The sequence below is a fragment of the Streptomyces sp. NPDC039736 genome (genome assembly GCF_055596485.1).
The window spans coordinates 516,681-537,321 of sequence record NZ_JBVIUQ010000005.1; the positions used below are offsets into that span (position 1 = coordinate 516,681).

A 20,641-nucleotide genomic window follows, 5' to 3' on the forward strand; every position below is an offset into this window, starting at 1 on the left:
GGGACCCGCATGACCGTGCCAGGCCGCCGCAGCAGCACCTTCACCCGCCTCATCCGGCACGGCTTCACCGACCCGGCCACCGCCGAGCGCCTCCTCGACGAGGAAGCCCTCGAACCGGTGCGCCACGACCCCGTCCTCCTCGACGCCCTCGGCGCGACCGCCGACCCCGACCTCGCCCTGCGGGGCCTCGTCCGCCTCGCCGAGGCGCAGGAGGACACGGCACGGCGGCAGGAGTTCCTGCGGACGCTCGTCTCGGCGAAGCCGCTGCGGGACCGGCTGCTGGGCGTGCTGGGCGCCTCCGAGGCCCTGGCCGACCACCTCGCCCGCCACCCCGGCGACTGGCACGCCCTCCTCACGTACGAGGCGGCCGACCTGCACCCCGGCGTGGCGGAGTTCGAGCACCACCTCGCCGGCGCCGACGACCCCGACGCCCTGCGCGTCGCCTACCGCCGCTGCCTGCTGTCGATCTCGGCCCGGGACGTCTGCGGGACCACCGACGTGGCCGAGACCGCCGCCGAGCTGGCCGACCTCGCGACCGCCACCCTGCGCGCCGCCCTGGCCATCGCCCGCCGGGCCGCGCCCGAGGACGCCGCCCAGTGCCGCCTCGCGGTGATCGCGATGGGCAAGTGCGGCGGCCACGAGCTGAACTACGTCTCCGACGTGGACGTGATCTTCGTCGGGGAGGCGGTCGAGGGGGCCGAGGGGGGCGAGGGGGCCGACGAGGCCAAGGCGATGCGGGCGGCCACCCGGCTCGCCTCCCACCTCATGCGGATCTGCTCGGACACCACCGTCGAGGGCACCATCTGGCCCGTCGACGCCAACCTCCGCCCCGAGGGACGCAACGGCCCCCTGGTGCGCACCCTCTCCAGCCATGTCGCGTACTACCAGCGCTGGGCGAAGACCTGGGAGTTCCAGGCCCTGCTGAAGGCCCGCCCGGTGGCCGGGGACCTCTCCCTGGGCGAGGAGTACGTCCAGGCCCTCGCCCCGATGGTCTGGCAGGCCGCCGAGCGCGAGAACTTCGTCCCCGACGTGCAGAAGATGCGCCGCCGGGTCGTCGACAACATCCCCGCGGGGCAGGTGGACCGCGAGCTGAAGCTCGGCCCGGGCGGCCTGCGGGACGTGGAGTTCGCCGTCCAGCTCCTCCAGCTCGTGCACGGCCGCAGCGACGCGTCGCTGCACAGCGGCACCACCCTCGAAGCCCTGCGGGCGCTCGCCGCCGGGGGGTACGTGGGCCGGGCGGACGCCGCGCAGCTCGACGAGGCGTACCGCTTCCTGCGCACCATGGAGCACCGCATCCAGCTCCACCGCCTGCGCCGCACCCACCTCGTCCCCACGGACGAGGCGGACCTGCGCCGCCTGGGCCGCTCCCTGGGCCTGCGCGGGGAACCGGTGACCGAGCTCCAGCAGGCCTGGCGCCGGTACGCGTCGGTCGTACGCCGCCTGCACGAGAAGCTCTTCTACCGCCCGCTGCTCGACGCGGTCGCCCAGCTCGCCCCCGGCGAGGCCCGGCTGAGCCCCCGCGCGGCCGGCCAGCGCCTCCAGGCCCTCGGCTACGCGGACCCCGTCGGAGCCCTCCGCCACCTCGAAGCCCTCTCCTCCGGCGTCACCCGCAAGGCCGCCATCCAGCGCACCCTGCTGCCCGTCCTGCTCGGCTGGTTCGCGGACTCCGCCGACCCGGACGCGGGGCTGCTCGGCTTCCGCAAGGTCTCCGACGCGCTCGGCAAGACCCCCTGGTACCTGCGCCTGCTGCGCGACGAGGGCGCGGCGGCGGAGAACCTGGCCCGCGTGCTGTCCGCCGGCCGGCTCGCCCCCGACCTCCTGCTGCGCGCCCCCGAGGCCGTCGCCATCCTCGGCGACCCCAAGGGCCTCACCCCCCGCACCCGCGAACACCTGGAGCAGGAGGTCCTGGCCGCGGTGGGCCGCGCGGACGGCGCGGAGGCCGCCGTCGCGACGGCCCGCGGCGTACGCCGCCGCGAGCTCTTCCGCACCACGGCCGCCGACATCATCGGCTCCTACGGCACGGAGGAGAGCCCGGCGGAATCCGACCCCGGCGCGCTGGTGGACCGCGTCGGCCAGGCGGTCACCGGGCTGAACGCGGCCACGATCGCCGGGGCCCTGCGGGCGGCCGTCCGCGCCCAGTGGGGCGACGAACTCCCCACCCGTTTCGCCGTGATCGGCATGGGCCGCTTCGGCGGCCACGAACTCGCCTACGGTTCCGACGCGGACGTCCTGTTCGTCCACGAGCCGCGCGAGGGCGTCGACGAACAGGAGGCGGCCCGGGCCGCCAACAGGATCGTCACCGAGATGCGCCGGCTGCTCCAGCTCCCCACCTCGGACCCGCCGTTGCTGATCGACGCGGACCTGCGGCCGGAGGGCAGGAGCGGCCCGCTGGTCCGCTCCCTGAAGTCCTACGAGGCCTACTACCGCCGCTGGTCCCTGGTCTGGGAGAGCCAGGCCCTCCTGCGCGCCGAACCGATGGCGGGCGACCCGGACCTCGGCCGCCGCTTCATCGAGCTGATCGACCCGCTGCGCTACCCGGTGGAGGGCCTGGGCGACGACGCGGTGCGCGAGATCCGCCGCCTGAAGGCCCGCATGGAGTCCGAGCGCATGCCGCGCGGCGCCGACCCCACCCTGCACACCAAACTGGGCCGGGGCGGCCTGAGCGACGTGGAATGGACGGTCCAGCTCCTCCAGATGCGGCACGGCTGGGCCGAACCGGGCCTGCGCACCACCCGCACCCGCGAGGCCCTGCGCGCCGCGCACGCGGCGGGCCTGATCCCGACCGAGGAGGCGCAGACCCTGGACGACGCGTGGGTCTTGGCCTCCCGCGTCCGCAACGGAGTGATGCTGGTGCGCGGCCGGGCCGGCGACACGTTCCCCTCCGACGGCCGCGAACTGGCCGCGATGGGCCGCTACCTGGGCTACGACGAGGGCCACGTGGGCGACATGCTCGACGACTACCGCCGCATCACCCGCCGGGCGAGGGCGGTGATGGAGGACCTCTTCTACGGGTCGTGAGCCGACGCCCCTCTGGAGTACGGGGCCCGCGCGACCGGCCACGAGGCGCCCGCGCGGGCCCCGCGCACCCGGTCTCCCGCGCGGGACCCTCCTGCCCCCGGTCCCGCGCGGCCCGGGCGGTCGGCGCTAGGCCCCCACCACCCCGTCGATCCCCTCCCGCAGCAGATCCGCGTGCCCGTTGTGCCGCGCGTACTCATGGATCAGGTGCAGCATCACCAGCCGCAACGACACATCCTCACCCCACCGCTCCTGGTACCCGGTGACGTCCAGCGACTCCGCCTCCCGCTCGACGCGGCGCGCGCACTCCACCTCGGCCTCCCAGGCCGCGAAGGCCTCCGCCCGGGTCGCGCCCGTGGCGTCGTACGCCTCCTGGTAGTCCTGCGTGTCGGACCAGACGAAGGGCAGGCCGGTCTCCCGCCCGACGACCCGCCGGAACCACGTCCGCTCGACCTCCGCCATGTGCCGTACGAGCCCCAGCAGCGACAGCGTCGAGGGCGGCATCGACCGCGTCCTGAGCTGCTCGTCCGACAGCCCCTCGCACTTCATGGCGAGGGTGGCCCGGTGGAAGTCCAGAAACGCCCGCAGCGTCTCCCGCTCGCCCCCGCGCAGGGGCGGCGCGGGCCGCCCGGTCCCGGCGTCCATCGCGATCCCCCCTCAGCCCTTCGTCGGCCGCAGTACGAGCGTGTGGAAGCCGAAGCTGTCCCGGTACACCCGCAGCCACTCCGTGCGGTGCACGGCGGAGGACTCCAGGGCCGCCGCGGCGTCCGGGTGGTCGGGGTTGTTCACGGCCCACTCCGCGAGCGAGCCCGTCCAGTGCCACTCGTAGTCGTCGAGCTCGTGCCGGGTGCTGAGGTGCCCGTACACCGGGACCCACCCGTCGGCGACGACGTTCTCCACCGTCGTCGCCAGGTCCTCGTACTCGCCGAGCATCTCGACGGCCTCGGCGGTCGGCTCGGTCAGCCAGTACGCGTCGCCGACGAGCACGGCGCCCCGGGGCGCGAGGTACTTCCGCGCGACCGCGAGCGTGGCGATCAGCCCGCCGAAGGCGTGCGTGGCGCCGACGCTGAGGACCACGTCGAAGTCCCCGTCCGGCACGAAGGCGTCCGCGTCCGCCTCGTGCAGGGTCAGCCGGTCCCCGACACCCCGGGCGTCCGCCTGCTCGCGGGCGGCCGCCAGGGCCGCCGTGTCGATGTCGACCCCGACGCCGGTGGCCCCGGGATTCGCCTCAAGGGCCCTGATCAGCCATTCCGCCTGGCCGCAGCCGAGGTCGAGCAGGCGCTCGTCACCGCGCACCACCGCGCGGTCCAGCACCCTGCGTACGGAGGAGTCGTCGAGCGGTGCCGCGATGGGGTGGTGCGTGTGGGCCAGCCGGGACCTGAGTGATCTTTCCATCCGCGCAGGCTCTCACCCCGGCGGGCCCGCCGCACCCGTTTAACGGCCCTTCAACGGATGCGACAGGCAGGCTCGTTGCCCGAAAGCTACAGAACGGGCAGGTTCTTCCGCAGCTCGAACGCGGTGACCTCGCTGCGGTACTCCTCCCACTCCTGCTTCTTGTTGCGGAGGAAGAAGTCGAAGACGTGCTCGCCCAGCGTCTCGGCGACCAGTTCGCTGCGCTCCATCAGCGCGATCGCCTCGCCGAGGTTCTGCGGCAGGGGTTCGATGCCCATGGCGCGGCGTTCCGCGTCGGAGAGGGCCCAGACGTCGTCGTCGGCGCCCGGCGGGAGTTCGTACCCCTCCTCGATGCCCTTGAGGCCGGCGGCGAGCAGGACCGCGTAGGTCAGGTAGGGGTTGGCGCCGGAGTCGATGGAGCGGACCTCGACGCGTGAGGAGCCGGTCTTGCCGGGCTTGTACATGGGGACGCGGATGAGGGCGGAGCGGTTGTTGTGGCCCCAGCAGATGTACGAGGGGGCCTCGCCGCCGGAACCCGCGGTGCGCGCCGAGCCGCCCCAGATGCGCTTGTAGGAGTTGACCCACTGGTTGGTGACGGCGGAGATCTCGGCGGCGTGCTTGAGCAGGCCCGCGATGAAGGAGCGGCCCACCTTGGAGAGCTGGTACTCCGCGCCGGACTCGTAGAAGGCGTTGCGGTCGCCCTCGAAGAGCGAGAGGTGGGTGTGCATGCCGGAGCCGGGGAACTCGGAGAAGGGCTTGGGCATGAAGGTCGCCTGGACGCCCTGTTCGAGCGCGACCTGCTTCATGACCAGGCGGAAGGTCATGATGTTGTCGGCGGTGGAGAGCGCGTCGGCGTAGCGCAGGTCGATCTCCTGCTGGCCCGGCGCGCCTTCGTGGTGGCTGAACTCGACCGAGATCCCCATCGACTCCAGCATGGTGATGGCCTGCCGGCGGAAGTCCATGCCGACGTTCTGCGGGGTGTGGTCGAAGTAGCCGGAATTGTCGGCCGGGACCGGCTTCGAGCCGTCCAGCGGCTTGTCCTTGAGCAGGAAGAACTCGATCTCGGGGTGCGTGTAGAAGGTGAAGCCGAGGTCGGAGGTCTTGTTCAGGATGCGCTTGAGGACGTAGCGCGGGTCGGCGAAGGACGGCGAGCCGTCCGGCATGAGGATGTCGCAGAACATCCGGGCGGTGCCGGGGGCCTCCGCGCGCCACGGGAGGATCTGGAAGGTGCTGGGGTCCGGCTTGGCGATCATGTCGGACTCGTAGACCCGGGCGAAGCCCTCGATGGCGGAGCCGTCGAAGCCGATGCCCTCGTCGAAGGCCTGCTCCAGCTCGGCCGGGGCCACCGCCACCGATTTCAGGAAGCCGAGCACGTCGGTGAACCACAGGCGCACGAAGCGGATGTCACGCTCCTCCAGGGTACGGAGCACGAATTCCTGCTGCTTGTCCATTTTCACATCCATCCTTGCTGGTCAGGCCGCCTGCTCCCGCGCCTCGGGACACAATCGGGGCTTCCAGCATCCCACCACACGGTTTCGCGCAGGTTGCGCAGTGCCCCTGGACCGACCAACGCGTCGTGCCCGCCGTCGCGCACCGAACCGGCCGGGTGACGGAGAAACGGGGACGCCGGACCGAGCGGCCGTTAGCATCTCGGGCCATGGGGCGAGTGCGGCACCTCCGCATCACGGGCACCGTGCGTCACGCGTGGCGCGGCGCGGCCCTGCTGTGCGCCGTCGCCGCGCTGCTGGGCACCCTGCTCGCCTGCCCGGACCCCGCCGGGGCGGGCGGCGGGACGGCCGGCCCGCACCGCGAGGCCCTGACCACGGCCGCGGCCACGGCTGCGTACAACTGCCCCTATGAGCAGGGCGGTTGCGGGGTCTTCCCGCACCTCGCGCCCGCCGTCCTGACCGCCCCGCCCCAGGACTCCGCCCCCGGCGCCGCCGTACTCGTCGTGCGGCACGCGAGCGGTGACGAGAGGCCGAGGGTGCGGCGCGCGGGCGAGGTGCGGGCCCGGGCGCCGGGGGCGCACGTGCTGGGAGTGCTGCGGAGGTAGGAGGGGGTCCGTTTCCGGACGAGTTCCCTCCGTACGCCCAACTCCCCGCGCAGAAGAGGAAGTCCAGCCATGTCCACCGCCTCCCCCTCCCGCAAGGCCCGAATAGACGAGATGCGGCGTGCCGAGAAGGCCCGGGACCGCCGCAACAAGATCATCGCTTTCGGCGTCGGCGGGGCCGTCCTCGCCGGGGTCGTCGGCTTCGGGGTGTACGTCTTCACCGAGCAGTCCGACAAGAAGGAGGCCCAGGTCGCGGCCGCGAAGGCCCCGATCAGGGGCGAGAAGGTCTGGGACGCCAAGAAGCTGGGCCGCACGCACGTGACCAAGGACGTCACGTACCCGATGACCCCGCCGGTCGGCGGCGACCACCACCAGGCGTGGATGAACTGTCAGGGCGACGTCTACACGAAGCCGGTCCCGGACAAGCACGCCGTGCACTCCCTGGAGCACGGCGCGGTGTGGGTGACGTACAACGACAAGGCCGCCAAGAGCGATGTCGACGCACTCGCGGCGAAGGTCAGGAAGACGCAGTACTCGCTGATGAGCCCGGTGCGGGCGCAGGCCGGGCCGATCATGCTGAGCGCGTGGGGCAAGCAGGTCACCGTGGACGGGGCGGACGACCCGCGCGTCGGCCAGTTCTTCACCCGGTACGTGATGGGCAAGCAGACCCCGGAGCCGGGCGCGGCCTGCTCGAACGGCGTGACGCTGGACGAGGCCGGAAAGCCGGTGCTGGGCGGGGGCATGGAGTAGTGGGCCGTGCAGTGAGCCGTACGTGGTGGCAGGCCGTCGGGGCGGTGGTGTTCGCGCTGGCGGTGGTGGCCGGAACGGTGACGGTGACGCGGGCGGCGATGACGTCGTCGCCCGCGCCCGTGGCGTCCGCGCCGTCCGAAGGCGGGCCGGCCGTGCCCGGGGGCCCCAGGGGGGACTCCGCCGACGCGGGGTTCGCGCGGGACATGGCGGCGCACCACCAGCAGGCGGTGGAGATGTCGTTCCTGGTCAGGGACCGCACGAAGGACGCGGACGTCAGGCGGCTCGCGTACGACATCGCCAACACGCAGGCCAACCAGCGGGGCATGATGCTGGGCTGGCTGGACCTGTGGGGGCTGCCGAAGACGGGCACCGCGCCGATGGCGTGGCTGGGCGGGTCCGGGCACGCGGGGCACGCGCGGGGTCCGGAGGGCCTGATGCCGGGCATGGCCACCCGTGCCCGGCTCGCCGAGCTGCGCACGGCGTCGGGGCGGGCGGCCGAGGTCCGCTACCTGCGGCTGATGACCGCGCACCACCGGGGCGGGGTGGAGATGGCCCGGGGCTGCGTGCGGCTGTGCTCGGTGCGGGTGGAGAAGGAGCTGGCGCAGGGCATGGTGGACGCGCAGCAGGCGGAGGTGGAGCTGATGGAGGGGATGCTGAGGGAGCGCGGGCAGTAGCCGTGCGGGCCGTCGGGCGGGCCGCCGGGCAGCCGCCGTGCGGGCCGTCGGCTTCACGTGATCGCCGGGAACGTCGGCTCCATGTGATCACCGGGGGCCGTCGGCTCTACGTGACCGCCGGGAGGGACGTCAGCCCCACATGGTCGCCGGGCCGTCGGCTCCGCTGGATCGCCGGCGGGGCCGTCAGCTCCACCTGATCTCCGGGGGGCGGATCCCCGCGCACAGGGGCAGGCCCTTGTCGTCCGTGAGGGACATGCGGCCCTCCGCCTCGCCCCGGGCCACCAGGGCCGCCGGGATGTCCGCGCAGAAGATCTTGGCGCGGCGGAACATCGCGAAGGCCCCGTCCGGGCCCACCTCGCCCCAGGTCAGGTAGAGGAAGCGGGCCCCGGGGCGGCCGTGCACGTACGGGCCGCGGAAGTCCGGGCCCGGGCGGACGTCCAGCGTGAGGTCCCAGACCGCCTCCGCCGCGTCCCCCCGCACCGGCCCCTCCGGGTCCTTCCCGCGCTGCACCGCCACGTGCACGTCGCGGAACTTGCCGCAGTCCGCGCCCGGCAGGTGTTCCCCGATGAGTCTCAGCCTCAGCTCCGTCATGGCCCCCATCACAGCACGGGGGTCTGACAGAGCACCGCCTCCGCGACCCGTTCCGGGCGGTCCAGCATGAGCAGGTGCCCCGCCCCGGGGACGGCCTCGAAGCGTGCGGCCAGCGTGTCGGCGAGGTCGCGCTGGCGTTCCAGCCAGTGCAGCGCGGGCAGGGTGGGCCGGCCGTCGTACGCGGCGAGCACCGCCACCGGGAGGGAGGCGGGCAGCGGGTGCGTGGTGCGCAGGGCGAGGAGTTCGGCGGCGACCGCCCGGTAGGAGTCGTTCTCCAGCAGCGCGCCCCGCAGGACCCGGGCCGTCCGGTAGGTGCGGCGCACCAGCGGGGTGGGGGCCGGGTCGTGGGCGTGCCGGGCGCGGGAGGCCCGTACGGCGGCGCGGCGGACGGCGGGGCCCAGCAGGGCGGGCAGTCCGGCCGCGGCCAGGGCCGATCCCAGCGCCCGCGTCGCCCCGGTCCGTACGGCGGGAGCAGCGGGCGCCTGCGCGTGGGGTTCGGCGCTGGAGTCCACCAGGACGACACCGGCCGCCCGCTCCGGGTGCAGCCGCGCGAACGCCTCCGCGTGGAAACCGGCGATGGAGTGCCCGACGACGGCGGCGGGGGTGCGCAGCCCCAGCGCGTCCAGGAGCGACCCGATCCGGTGCGCCTCCCCCGCCGCCGTGGGCACCGCCCGCGCCGGGCCCGAGAACCCGTGGCCGGGCCGGTCGAAGCGCACCACCGTGCGGTGCGGCGTCAGCAGCGGCACGACCGGCTCCCAGTCGTACCAGCTCATCGCGAGTCCCGCGCTCAGCACGCACACCGGGCCGCTGCCCTCCACCACCACGTGGTGGGGCACTCCCGCGATCCGCACGAACTCTCCCATGATCGTCATGGGGACAGCTTCTCGCGTCGCACGGAGTGCGCGAGCACCATGGGCCGGATCGCCACCAGCAGCACCTGAGGGCGTTGGCCGGCGCCCGGCACCCGGGTGCGTACGGAGGCCGCGCGAATCCGGACACACGGGGCAGACGGCCATGCGGGGCCCACGCCTCCCTCGGAAGGGATACCCGCCGGGGGTAAGGTGCACGGCATGGCGACGAGGCGCGGGCGGGACACGTGGGGCGGGCGGCTCCTGCTGCTCGTCGCGCTCCTGTGCGGCATCGTCGCGATGCACACGCTGGGGCATCCCGCCGAGGAGCACGGGGGCTCCGCGGACCCGGCCTCCGTGACGGCCCGTCACCAGGGGTCCGCCGCGCCCCTCCACGAAGCGGCGGCAGCGAGCGCCCCCGCGGCGCCCCTCGCGGCCGCCGGCCCCCTGGCGGCGACCTCCGAGCCCCCGCTGCACGGCATGGACCCCATGTCCGTCTGCCTCGCCGTGCTCACGGCGTGGGGCGTCGCGCTCCTGTGCGCGCTCGCACTGTCGCGGCGTCGGCGGGAATGGGCCGAACCCGTGCGCGACAGCGCCCTGTTGCGCGCCCTGTGGCCCCACCCGCCGCCCCTGCGCGTCGCGCTCGCCCGTCTGTCGGTCCTGCGGATCTAGAAGCGGCCCTCCTCCCGCTTCGTCCATCCGCCGCTCCCGCACGCCCGCACGGCCGCGGGAGCCGGGCACTCACCTTCAGACACACGAGGTACTCCAGTCATGCGTACGCATCACACGCGCCGTTCCGTGCTGGGCGCGGGCATCGCCGCCGCCGGGACCGGCTTCCTGACGGCCTGTTCGTCCGGCGGCGCCACCGGGCACGCCGGGCCGGGGCACTCCCCCTCCGCCCCGCCGGCCGCACCCCGGGGCTACATCGCCCCGTACGACGAGGAGGTCGCCGCCGCCGAGGCCGCCCGGGGCAACGGCCCCGTCCGCACCGTCCGGCTCACCGCCACCCCCGCCCCGCTCGACCTGGGCGGCGGCGTCACCGTGAAGTCCTGGGCGTACGGCGACGCGCTGCCCGGCCAGGAGGTCCGGGTCACGGCGGGCGACACCCTCGCCCTGACCCTGTCCAACCACCTGCCCGCCACCACCTCCCTGCACTGGCACGGCCTCGCCCTGCGCAACGACATGGACGGCGTGCCGGGGCTCACGCAGCGGGACATCGCGCCGGGCGCCTCGTTCACATACCGCTTCACGGTGCCGCACCCGGGGACGTACTGGTTCCACCCGCACTCCGGCGTCCAGCAGGACCGGGGACTGTACGCGCCGCTGATCGTCGAGGACCCGAAGGAGCCGCTGGCGTACGACCGGGAGTGGGTCGTGGTGCTGGACGACTGGGTGGACGGGGTGGCGGGCTCGACCCCGGACGCCGTGCTCGCCGAACTCAGCGGGGGCATGGGCGGCATGGACCACGGCGGAGGTCCGGGCGGCGGGCACGGGGGCCACGGCGTGCCCGCCCCCACGAAGCCGCCGCGGGGCGCCGGCCCCTCCCGCATGATGACGGGCGCCGCCAGCGACCTGCTGGGCGCGGACGCGGGCGACGTCGCCTACCCGCACTACCTGGTCAACGGCCGTGTGCCGGCCGACCCCTCGACGTACCGCGCCGAACCCGGCGAGCGGATCAGGCTGCGGATCGTCAACGCGGGCGGCGACACCGCCTTCCGCGTCGCGCTCGGCGGGCACCGGATGACGGTGACGCACACCGACGGCTTCCCGGTCGAGCACGTCACCACGGACGCGCTGCTGCTGGGGATGGGCGAGCGGTACGACGTCCTGGTGACCGCCGGGGACGGCGTGTTCCCGCTGACGGCGGTCGCGGAGGGCAAGAAGGCGTCGGGGCTCGCGCTGCTGCGCACCGGCGGCGGCGCCGCGCCCGACGCCGGGGTACGGCCGAGGGAGCTGGCCGGGAAGCTGGTGACGGCCGACCGGCTGCGGGCCGCGCGGTCGGTGGCGCTGCCCCCGCGTGCGCCGGACCGGACGATCCGGCTGCGGATGACCGGCGGGATGGCGAAGTACGACTGGGCCTTCGACGGCAGGCCGTACGCGCCGGACCAGCGGCACCCGGTGCGGGCGGGCGAGCGGGTGCGGCTGGAGGTCGCCAACGCGACGGCGATGTGGCACCCGGTGCATCTGCACGGGCACACCTTCGCGCTCGGCGGCGCGGCGTCGGGGGCCCGCAAGGACACCGCGATCGTGCTGCCGAACGGCCGGCTGACGGTGGACTTCGACGCGGACAACCCGGGCCTGTGGATGCTGCACTGCCACAACGTCTACCACGCGGAGGCCGGAATGATGACGGTGCTGGGCTACCGGCGCTGAGCGGGGCCGCACGGCGCCGGGGCGGGGCCGGGCGGCCCCGCCCCGGCGGCCCAACGCCCCCCGTATATATGTGAGTAGGAAGTGAAGGCGCTGTTAGGGTCCTCGGAGCCCGCGAAGTCGAACTCGCATTCGCCCCGCCCTCCGAGGACCCGCGCATGAGCCAGCCCCCCTCCCCCTTCGAGCCGAACCCCTGGGCACCGCCCCAGGAGGGCGCGGCGGACCAGCAGACCCGGATCGGCGACCCGCCGCCCGCTCCGTACGCGCCGGGTCCGGGGTACGGATACGGGCCGCAGACGCCGTACCCGTTCGGCTACGGGCAGCAGCCCGAGAGCCCGCAGAACGGCATGGGCATCACCGCCGTCGTCCTCGGCCTGGCCGGCTGCGGGCTGGGCGTGCTGGTCTTCCTGTTCTGGATGAGCTGGCTGCCGTCGCTGCTGGCCGTGGTCTTCGGCTTCGTGGGTCTCGCGAAGGTCAGGAAGGGGGCCGCCACCAACAAGGGCCTCACCCTCGCCGGTACGATCCTGGGCTTCGTCGGCATCCTGATGGCGGTCGGCGGCGGTTTCCTCACCCTGAAGCTGTACAGGACCGGCATCGAGGAGCGCGACCGGCAGGTGAGGGTCTCGGAGAGCCGGGCGGCGGAGCTGGACGAGGAGCTCGAGGAACTGGACGAGCTCGGCGACCTCGGTTCGGACGAGCCGCCCCTGTCCCCCTCCCCCACGCCCGAGGCGAGGATCCTCGGCCTCGGCGAGACCTTCCGGTACGACAACGGCGTCAAGGTCACGATCGGCAAGCCGACGGCCTTCACCCCGAACCAGTACTCCATCGGCCAGCTCAAGTCCGGCCACCGCGCGTACTACTTCAAGGTGACCATCGCCAACGACGGCCCGAAGAAGGTCGCACTGCTGGGCTACCCGCAGGTCACCGACGCCGAGGGCAGCGAGGCCGACATCATCTACGACGGCGACCACTCCTCCCACCTGGCCCGGACCGTGCTGCCCGGCAAGCAGACCTCGGCGCTGTTCACCTACCAGGTGCCGAAGAGCGCGGCGAAGGAGTGGCAGATCGAGTTCCAGCCCGCCATCGAGGGCTTCGAGCCGCAGATCTGGGCCGGAAGGATCAAGTAGTCGGACCGGGCCGACGCATGTCCGGAGGGGCCCGGCGGCCGGGCCCCTCCGGACATCGCGGCTACGGCTGGAACGCGACCCGTGCCGCGATCGGCAGATGGTCGCTCGCGGTGCGCGGCAGCGTCCAGGAGGACACCGGCTCGACGCCCTTGACCATGATCTGGTCGATGCGCGCCATCGGGAACGCGGCCGGCCAGCTGAAGCCGAAGCCGTCGCCCGCCGCCCCCTGGGTGGAGCGCATCTGGGCGGTGATGCCGTTGAGGGCGCGGTCGTTCATGGTGCCGTTGAGGTCGCCGAGCAGGACGACCCGGCTCAGCGGCTCGCGGGCGATGGCCTCGCCGAGGGCGTCCGCGCTGGCGTCGCGCTGGCCGGCGGTGAAACCCGCGTTGAGCTTGACCCGCACCGACGGCATGTGGGCGACGTACACCGCGATCTCGCCCTTGGGGGCGGCGACGGTGGCGCGCAGGGCGCGGGCCCAGCCGAGCCGGATGTCGACCTTGCGCACGTCGGTGAGCGGGTACTTGCTCCACAGGCCGACCGTGCCCTGCACCGTGTGGTGCCGGTAGGCGGCGGCCATGACCTTCTCGTACCCGGCGAGGTTGTCGCCCGCGATCTCCTCCAGGGCCACGACGTCCGCGCCGGACGCGACGAGGGTGGCCACGGTGCCGGCGGGGTCGTGGTTCTCCGCGTTCACGTTGTGGGTGGCGACGGTGAGGTCGCCGCCCGGGGTCGCCTTGTCGGTGCACAGGCCGGCGAAGAGGTTGATCCAGACCGCCGCCGGGAGGATCAGCACGACCAGGGCCAGCGCGGAGCGGCGCAGCACGGCCAGGATCAGCAGCAGCGGGATGCCGAGACCGAACCAGGGCAGGAAGGTCTCGGTGAGGCTGCCCAGGTTGCCGATCTTGTTGGGGATCTGCGCGTGGAAGACCATGACGACGGTGAGCAGCAGGGCGGCGACGGCCAGGACGACGCCGCGCCGCCAGATGCGCCGGTCGCCGCGCCAGCCGTCGGTGAGGCGGCGGCGCGGGCGGGTGCCGGAGGTTCCGGAGGCGCCGGTGAGGGGCGCCGTACCGGTCGTGGGGGGCTCGGAGGGTTCGGACTCCGGTCCGTGGTTACCGGTGTCCGGCCTGTACGCCTGCGCCATTCCGCTGTCCTCACTGCCTTGCCCGCTTGCCTTGCCCGTACGCCGTTCCCCGCCCCGCCCCTGACCCTAGGCGATGTGCGGGGCCCGTCCCCGCCGCCGTCCGCGGCGGGTGTACGGCCGGAAGGACGACGGGACCCGGGGCGCAGTTCCTCGGGCGGGCCCGGAACGCGCCGCTGTGACGAAATGCGCATAGAAGGCAGCCGGGGAAGGCGGTGGGACCGCGCACTTCCCGTACGGCGGCACGGGATGCCACCATGGAAGTGGTCCGGAGACGCCGTCAGGGCGCTTCGAGATGACGAAGGAGCCGTATCAGCCATGACGCTTCAGGCTGCCCAGAATCCCGCCCCCGAGGGGCGCACTCCCGCCCAGGCCGACCCGAAGGCCCTGTACGGCGGGACCGGCACCCGCCGGATCACCGTCCACCAGATCGCCGCCGCCAAGCAGCGCGGCGAGAAGTGGCCCATGCTCACCGCGTACGACGCGATGACGGCGTCCGTGTTCGACGAGGCCGGGGTGCCGGTGCTGCTCGTCGGCGACTCCATGGGCAATGTGCACCTCGGGTACGAGACGACCGTGCCGGTCACCATGGACGAGATGGCGGTCCTGTCCGCCGCCGTCGTCCGGGGGACCAGGCGGGCGATGGTCGTCGCGGACCTGCCGTTCGGTTCGTACCAGGAGGGGCCCGTGCAGGCCCTGCGCAACGCCACCCGGCTGATCAAGGAGTCCGGGGTCGGCGCGGTCAAGCTGGAGGGCGGCGAGCGGTCCCTGCCGCAGACCGAGCTGCTGGTCGCCTCCGGAATCCCGGTGATGTCGCACCTGGGCCTCACCCCGCAGTCGGTGAACACGCTCGGCTACCGGGTGCAGGGACGCGGGGACGAGGCCGCACACCAACTGCTGCGGGACGCCAAGGCGGCGGAGAACGCGGGGGCCTTCGCGCTGGTGCTGGAGCTGGTTCCGGCGGAGCTGGCGGCGGAGGTCACCCGCAGCCTGTCGATTCCGACGATCGGGATCGGGGCGGGCCCGGACACCGACGCGCAGGTGCTCGTGTACACCGACATGGTGGGCCTGACCGGCGGAAAGGTGCCCCGCTTCACCAAGCAGTACGCGAACCTGCGGCAGACGCTGGGAGACGCGGCGAAGGCGTTCGCCGAGGAGGTGGCGGGCGGTTCCTTCCCGCGCGAGGAGCACACCTTCCACTAGGGCGTGGGACGGGCAGGGGCCCCGGCGGGGCGGTGGGACGCGTAGCCCGCACCCCCCGGCGGGGCTCCCTGCCGTGTCCCTTGCCGGTCGCTTGCCGGCGTTGTCGGTCGCTTGTCGGTCGCTTGTCGGTCGCTTGTCGGTGGGCTGCCGGCCGGTGTCGGCGGGTTGTCAGTGGCGGGTGCTCCACTGAGGGACATGACGCGACACGACACCACACCACACGCCATCGAGGTACGCGGCCTCGTCAAGCACTACGGGGAGACGAAGGCCCTCGACGGGGTCGATCTCGACGTGCGGGAAGGCACCGTGCTCGGGGTCCTGGGGCCCAACGGGGCGGGCAAGACCACGCTCGTACGGTGCCTGTCCACTCTGATCCGGCCGGACGCCGGCACGGCCACGGTCGCCGGGTTCGACGTGGTCGCCCAGCCCCGCCAGCTCCGCCGGACGATAGGGCTGACCGGGCAGTACGCCTCGGTCGACGAGAAGCTCTCCGGCTGGGAGAACCTGTACATGATCGGGCGGCTGCTCGACCTGCCCCGCAAGGAGGCCCGTCGGCGGGCCGACGACCTGCTGGAGCGGTTCTCGCTGACGGAGGCCGCCAGGAAGCCCGCCTCGCAGTACTCCGGCGGCATGCGGCGGCGGCTCGACCTCGCCGCGTCCATGATCGGGCAGCCCGCCGTGCTGTACCTGGACGAGCCGACGACCGGACTCGACCCGCGCACCCGCAACGAGGTGTGGGCCGAGGTCCGGCGCATGGTCGACGAGGGCGTCACCGTACTGCTCACCACGCAGTACATGGAGGAGGCCGAGCAACTGGCGAGCGAGCTGACCGTCATCGACCGCGGGCGGGTCGTCGCCGAGGGCGGAATCAACGAGCTGAAGGCGAAGGTCGGCGGGCGGACGCTGCAGATCCGGCCGTCGGACCCGGCGCAGTTGCCCGCCATGGCGGAGGCCGTGCGCGCGGCGGGGCTCGACGGGGTGGCGGGGGCGCAGGCGCTCCCCGAGGAGGGGCTGTTGTACGTCCCCATCCTGAGCGACGGACAACTGACCTCCGTGGTCGGGCTGCTCGGCTCCCGGGGCTACTCCATCGCCGACATCGGCACCCATCTGCCCAGCCTCGACGAGGTGTTCCTCGCGATCACCGGCGAGAAGAGCAGCGAGAGCGACCAGGTCGCCCACGACATCAAGGAAGAGGCAGCGGCATGAGCACGGCCACCCTGACCAAGCCGGAGTCCGGGCAGCGGCCCGGCCCCCGCACCACCACCGCAGCCTCCGCCGAGGGCCGGATCGGCCTGCGCGGCAACCTGCGGCACATCGGCGCGCTCGCCCGCCGCAACGCGCTCCAGATCAAGCAGGACCCGGAGTCGATGTTCGACGTCCTGCTGATGCCGATCGTCTTCACCCTGCTGTTCACGTTCGTCTTCGGCGGCGCGGTGGAGGGCAACGGCAACCAGAGCGCCTACGTCAACTACCTGGTGCCCGGCCTGATGGCGATGATGGGCATGAACGTGTCGATGGCGGTCGGCTCCGGGGTCAACGAGGACTTCCAGAAGGGGGTGATGGACCGGTTCAGGACCATGCCCATCGCCCGGTCCTCGGTGCTCGTCGCGAAGATCGTGGTGGAGATCGGGCGCATGCTGGTCGCGTTCTCCATCCTGCTGATCGTCGGCTGGATCATGGGCCTGCAGATCACCACCTCCCCGCTGGAGGTACTGGCCGCGGTCGGCCTGTCGATACTCTTCGGCGCCTCCCTGATGTGGATCTTCATCCTGATCGGGCTCACCGTGAAGACGGCACAGGCGGTGCAGGGCATGGCGATGCTGGTGCTGATGCCGCTCCAGTTCGGCTCGTCCATCATGGCCAAGCCGGACACCATGCCCGGCTGGCTCCAGACCTTCACGGACTACAACCCGATCTCCAACCTCGCGGACGCCGTGCGCGGCCTGTTCCGGGGCGGCCCGGTCGCCCACGACGTGTGGATGGTGCTGGCCTGGTCGGCGGCGATCACCCTGGTGACCGCGCCGGTCGCCATCCGCCGGTTCCGCAACAAGACCTGACGGGCGCTCAGGGGCCCGGCGCCCCTTCCCCCTCCTTCCGGTACTCGTCGCGTCGCGCGTACACCAGGGCGGTGGCCTCCTCCACGGAGAGGCCGCCGCCCTCGGCGCGGGCGCGCTCGTAGGCCCGCTCGTCGGCGGCGTCCAGGACGCCGCGGGACAGGCCGACGGCGAAGTCCCGGGCGCCGGCCTCCTGCTGGTTGACGAAGTGCCCCTCGGGGAGGTGGCGCGCGTACGCCCCGAGCAGCCTGGCCGCGTCGGCGGCCAGCGCCCGGCGCCGGGCCGGGTCGTCCTCGCCCGTGGCGAGCCCGGCCAGCGATCCCGCGATCGTCATCAGATGCACGGCCGGCATCTGCGGGGCGACCATCATGGACAACTGGTCGTGGGAGCGCCCCAGGGCGAGCGCCCCGAGGGCGAGCGCCTCCTGGTACGAGGACCGGAGGTTCTCCACCCAGGCGAGCAGGCCCAGCGAGAACCCGTCGAAGATCATCAGGTTGCCGTTGTCGAAGGTGTCGCGCAGCAGCGACAGTTCCGCGTGGGCCTCGGCCAGGCGGCCGGTGCGGGCGAGGCGGATGCCGAGGAAGATCCGGGCGGCCGGGCGCACCTCGACGCTCTGGCCCTCGGTGTCGTCGAGCACCTCCCGCAGGATGGCCTCGCCCTCCTCGCCGTCGTCGAGCTCGATGAGCGTGCCCGCCAGCCTGATGCGCAGCAGCGTGGTCTGGGCGCGGGCCCGGAGCGTGCTGGTGTGCTCGATCGCGACGCGGTAGGCGTCCGCGGCGCGCGCGTAGTCGCCGAGCCGTTCGTACGCCTCGCCGCGCGCCGAGAGGGACTCCGCGGCGCCCCAGGCGTCGCCGAGCCGCTCGAAGATCTCCAGGCTCTCGGCGGCGTCCCGGCGGGCGTCGCCCGCCCAGGCGGTGTGGTTGGCGGAGATGTTGGCGCGCATCTCCAGGGCGCCGGCCAGCTCCCATTCGTAACCGAAGTCCCGGCACGCCTGGACGGTCGTGTCGATCGCCTCCCGCAGCTTCTCGCTGTTCCGGCTGGTCATCAGCAGGGCCATGATCCACATGGAGCCGGGGGTGCGGCAGGTCTGCGGCATTCCGGGCCGGTAGGTGGCGACGACCCGGTTCAGCCACTCCTTGGCCTCGGGGGTGAACCAGACGTCCAGGTCGTGGTTCATGCTGATCAGGTTGAGCAGCCGGACCCCGCGCCTCGCCTCCTGGAGCACCTCGGGACGCATCGGCGGGGGCGCGTCGGTGCACTGCTCGAACACGTCGGGGGCGGGCTCGACGGGCCCGGCGAACGGGTCGGGGCCCAGCTCCATCGCGGCCCGCGTCCAGTGCCGCTGGTCGGCGCGCAGGTCGCGGACGTGCCAGTACCAGGACATGCTGTGGACGAGGACCAGCGCCTCCTGTTCGTCCTCGGCGGCGACCGCGCGGCGCAGGGCGGTGCGCAGGTTCTCGTACTCGGTCTGGAAGCGGGCGATCCAGTGGAGCTGCTGGTGGCCGCGCAGCAGGGTGTTGCCGGTGCGGGCCAGTTCCCGGAAGTGGACGAGGTGGCGGCGCTCGACGGCCGCGCGCTCGCCGGACTCCGCGAGGCGCTCGGCGGCGTACTCCGAGACGGTCTCCAGGAGCCGGTAGCGCATCTCGCCGTCCGGCTCGGCGGGGGCGGCGACGACGAGCGACTTGTCGACCAGTGAGCCGAGCAGTTCGAGGGCGTCGGGTCCGCAGACGTCCTCGGCGGCGGCCAGGTCGCAGCCGCCGGAGAAGGTGGACAGGGCGGCCAGCACGGCGCGTTCGGGCTCGTCCAGGAGGTCCCACGACCAGTCGACGACCGCGCGCAGCGTCTGCTGCCTCGGCAGTACGGTCCGCGCCCCCGCCGTGAGCAGCCGGAACCGGTCGTCCAGCCGGTCCGCGATCTGCCGCGGGGTCAGCATCCGCAGGCGGGCGGCGGCCAGCTCGATGGCGAGCGGAAGCCCGTCCAGGCGCCGGCAGATCTCGGCGGCGGCCGCCGGGTCGTCCTCGGTACGGAAACCCGGCCGGGCGGCGGCCCCCCGCTCGGCGAACAGCCGCAGCGCCGCCGGCTGCGGCAGCGGGTCGACCGGGCGGACCAGCTCCCCCGGCACGCCCAGGGGTTCGCGGCTGGTGGCGAGCACGGTGAGGTGGGGGCAGTGGGCCAGGAGGTGTTCGGCGAGGTGGGCGGCGGCGTCCAGGAGGTGCTCGCAGTTGTCGAGCAGGAGCAGCATGCGGCGGTGCGCGCAGTGCTCGACCAGGCGCACCAGCGGGTCGTCGGCGGTGCGGTCGGCGGCCCGCATGGTCTCGGCGGCGCGCAGCAGGGTCTCACGGGCGCCGAGCGCGGTGAGGACGGCGTCGGGAACGGCCTCGGGGTCGTCGACGGGGGCCAGTTCCACCAGCCAGGTGCCGTCGGGCCAGCAGGCCGCGTCGGGTTCGGCCGCCTCCTGCGAGAGGCGGGTCTTGCCCGCGCCGCCGGGGCCCAGCAGGGTCACCAGCCGGGCCCGGGCCAGGTCGTCGCGGATGGTCTCGATGTCGCCCTCACGGCCGACGAAGGAGGTGAGGCGGGCGCGGAGGTTGCCGGCGGGGGCGGCGGCGGGGGCCGGGGGCTGGGCCCGAGGCGGCGGGGAGGCCAGCAACTCGGCGTGCAGGGCGCGCAGTTCCGGGGAGGGGTCGATGCCGAGACGGTCGGCGAGTCCGCCGCGCACGGTCTCGTACGCGGCCAGGGCTTCGGCGGTGCGGCCCGTCGCGTGCAGGGCGCGCAGGCGCAGGGCCTGGAGGGGTTCGTCCAGGGGGTGGCGGGCGGCCAGGGCGGTGAGTTCGGGGAGTGCCTCCTCGGCGCGGCCCAGCGCGAGGCAGGCCGCGAGGCGGGTCCGGCGGGCGTCCAGCCGGCGGCCGTCCCAGCGGGCCGCATCGGCGGCCAGGGCGGGGAGGTCGGCGAGGGCGGGGCCGCTCTCGTCCGGCCAGAGGGCGAGCGCGTCGTCCAGGAGGGCGGCGGCCTTGGCGGGGTCGCCCTCGGCGAGGGCGCGGACGCCCTCGGCGGTGAGGCGCTCGAAGCGGTGCAGGTCGACGGCGTCGGGGTCGGCGACCAGGGCGTACCCGCCGTGCCGGGAGGCGACGGCGTCCCGGCCCAGCGCCCGGCGCAGGCGGGCGATCAGGGCCTGGGCGGCGGCGGGGGCGTCGGCGGGCGGGGCGTCGGAGTCGCCCCACACCTCGTCCACGAGCACGGACACCGGGACGGCCCGGCCCGGGCGCAGCGCCAGCACGGTGAGCGCCGCGCGCAGGCGGGGGCCGCCGAGGGGGGCGGGGGTGCCGTCGGCGCGGAGGGCTCGGGCGGGGCCGAGGATCTGATAACGCACCGGGCCATTGTCCCCGGGTCCCGGCGGTTCGGGTTGCCGGGCCCTCGGGCGGGCCCGTT

Annotated in this window: 17 protein-coding genes; 10 read left to right on the forward strand and 7 right to left on the reverse strand. The window is 73.8% G+C overall.

Features of this window, described 5'->3' with window-relative positions; translation table 11 throughout:
* Positions 1 to 9 precede the first annotated feature (9 nt).
* Positions 10 to 3,018: a bifunctional [glutamine synthetase] adenylyltransferase/[glutamine synthetase]-adenylyl-L-tyrosine phosphorylase gene (locus ACZ56L_RS18940; RefSeq protein ID WP_471065092.1), complete on the forward strand. Its 3,009-nt coding sequence runs from the start codon at positions 10 to 12 to the stop codon at positions 3,016 to 3,018.
* Positions 3,019 to 3,144: 126 nt separating this feature from the next.
* On the opposite strand, the gene ACZ56L_RS18945 is transcribed toward ACZ56L_RS18940, so the two are convergent.
* The 3 genes from ACZ56L_RS18945 to ACZ56L_RS18955 form a co-directional block, all read right to left on the reverse strand.
* The gene (locus tag ACZ56L_RS18945) at positions 3,145 to 3,660 is read right to left on the reverse strand and encodes a DinB family protein (RefSeq protein ID WP_345223504.1); all 516 of its coding nucleotides are present in this window, start codon (positions 3,658 to 3,660) and stop codon (positions 3,145 to 3,147) included.
* Between the two features lie 12 nt (positions 3,661 to 3,672).
* Complete coding sequence (locus tag ACZ56L_RS18950) at positions 3,673 to 4,410, reverse strand: SAM-dependent methyltransferase (protein ID WP_468693098.1); 738 nt, start codon at positions 4,408 to 4,410, stop codon at positions 3,673 to 3,675.
* Between the two features lie 86 nt (positions 4,411 to 4,496).
* The gene (locus ACZ56L_RS18955; protein WP_189821854.1) at positions 4,497 to 5,858 is read right to left on the reverse strand and encodes a glutamine synthetase family protein; all 1,362 of its coding nucleotides are present in this window, start codon (positions 5,856 to 5,858) and stop codon (positions 4,497 to 4,499) included.
* A gap of 206 nt (positions 5,859 to 6,064) precedes the next feature.
* Between ACZ56L_RS18955 and ACZ56L_RS18960 the strand changes: the two genes are divergently transcribed.
* The 3 genes from ACZ56L_RS18960 to ACZ56L_RS18970 all read left to right on the forward strand — a co-directional run bounded on the left by ACZ56L_RS18960 (position 6,065) and on the right by ACZ56L_RS18970 (position 7,881).
* Entirely contained in the window at positions 6,065 to 6,460 is a 396-nt protein-coding gene (locus ACZ56L_RS18960; protein ID WP_471065095.1) for a hypothetical protein, read from the forward strand.
* Positions 6,461 to 6,529: 69 nt separating this feature from the next.
* The gene (locus ACZ56L_RS18965) at positions 6,530 to 7,207 is read left to right on the forward strand and encodes a DUF3105 domain-containing protein (RefSeq protein WP_471065097.1); all 678 of its coding nucleotides are present in this window, start codon (positions 6,530 to 6,532) and stop codon (positions 7,205 to 7,207) included.
* A gap of 11 nt (positions 7,208 to 7,218) precedes the next feature.
* Positions 7,219 to 7,881, forward strand: coding sequence for a DUF305 domain-containing protein (locus ACZ56L_RS18970; protein WP_471065099.1), 663 nt, complete (start codon positions 7,219 to 7,221; stop codon positions 7,879 to 7,881).
* 183 nt (positions 7,882 to 8,064) lie between these two features.
* Here ACZ56L_RS18970 and ACZ56L_RS18975 read toward each other — a convergent pair whose 3' ends face one another.
* Positions 8,065 to 8,472 carry a DUF5990 family protein gene (locus ACZ56L_RS18975; RefSeq protein WP_471065101.1) on the reverse strand — a complete coding sequence of 136 codons (408 nt, stop codon included), beginning with the start codon at positions 8,470 to 8,472 and terminating at the stop codon, positions 8,065 to 8,067.
* 8 nt (positions 8,473 to 8,480) lie between these two features.
* The gene (locus ACZ56L_RS18980) at positions 8,481 to 9,344 is read right to left on the reverse strand and encodes an alpha/beta fold hydrolase (protein WP_471065103.1); all 864 of its coding nucleotides are present in this window, start codon (positions 9,342 to 9,344) and stop codon (positions 8,481 to 8,483) included.
* 198 nt (positions 9,345 to 9,542) lie between these two features.
* Here ACZ56L_RS18980 and ACZ56L_RS18985 point away from each other — a divergent pair, with 198 nt between their 5' ends.
* From ACZ56L_RS18985 to ACZ56L_RS18995, 3 genes are all read left to right on the forward strand, one after another.
* Entirely contained in the window at positions 9,543 to 9,992 is a 450-nt protein-coding gene (locus tag ACZ56L_RS18985; RefSeq protein WP_471065105.1) for a DUF6153 family protein, read from the forward strand.
* A 99-nt stretch (positions 9,993 to 10,091) separates the two neighbouring features.
* Positions 10,092 to 11,693 carry a multicopper oxidase family protein gene (locus tag ACZ56L_RS18990; protein WP_471065107.1) on the forward strand — a complete coding sequence of 534 codons (1,602 nt, stop codon included), beginning with the start codon at positions 10,092 to 10,094 and terminating at the stop codon, positions 11,691 to 11,693.
* A 155-nt stretch (positions 11,694 to 11,848) separates the two neighbouring features.
* Positions 11,849 to 12,817 (forward strand): DUF4190 domain-containing protein, encoded by a 969-nt coding sequence (locus ACZ56L_RS18995; protein WP_471065109.1) that lies wholly within the window; start codon positions 11,849 to 11,851, stop codon positions 12,815 to 12,817.
* A gap of 61 nt (positions 12,818 to 12,878) precedes the next feature.
* Here the strand turns inward: ACZ56L_RS18995 and ACZ56L_RS19000 are convergent, their stop codons facing one another.
* Positions 12,879 to 13,961, reverse strand: coding sequence for an endonuclease/exonuclease/phosphatase family protein (locus ACZ56L_RS19000; protein WP_471065111.1), 1,083 nt, complete (start codon positions 13,959 to 13,961; stop codon positions 12,879 to 12,881).
* A gap of 315 nt (positions 13,962 to 14,276) precedes the next feature.
* Here ACZ56L_RS19000 and panB point away from each other — a divergent pair, with 315 nt between their 5' ends.
* From panB to ACZ56L_RS19015, 3 genes are all read left to right on the forward strand, one after another.
* Complete coding sequence (gene panB / locus ACZ56L_RS19005; RefSeq protein WP_345223481.1) at positions 14,277 to 15,161, forward strand: 3-methyl-2-oxobutanoate hydroxymethyltransferase; 885 nt, start codon at positions 14,277 to 14,279, stop codon at positions 15,159 to 15,161.
* A 195-nt stretch (positions 15,162 to 15,356) separates the two neighbouring features.
* Positions 15,357 to 16,367 (forward strand): ATP-binding cassette domain-containing protein, encoded by a 1,011-nt coding sequence (locus tag ACZ56L_RS19010; RefSeq protein ID WP_401757389.1) that lies wholly within the window; start codon positions 15,357 to 15,359, stop codon positions 16,365 to 16,367.
* Entirely contained in the window at positions 16,364 to 17,218 is an 855-nt protein-coding gene (locus tag ACZ56L_RS19015; protein ID WP_401757387.1) for an ABC transporter permease, read from the forward strand. The genes ACZ56L_RS19010 and ACZ56L_RS19015 overlap by 4 nt, the downstream gene beginning before the upstream one ends.
* Positions 17,219 to 17,225: 7 nt before the next feature.
* Here ACZ56L_RS19015 and ACZ56L_RS19020 read toward each other — a convergent pair whose 3' ends face one another.
* Entirely contained in the window at positions 17,226 to 20,582 is a 3,357-nt protein-coding gene (locus tag ACZ56L_RS19020; protein WP_471065114.1) for an ATP-binding protein, read from the reverse strand.
* Positions 20,583 to 20,641 lie beyond the last annotated feature (59 nt).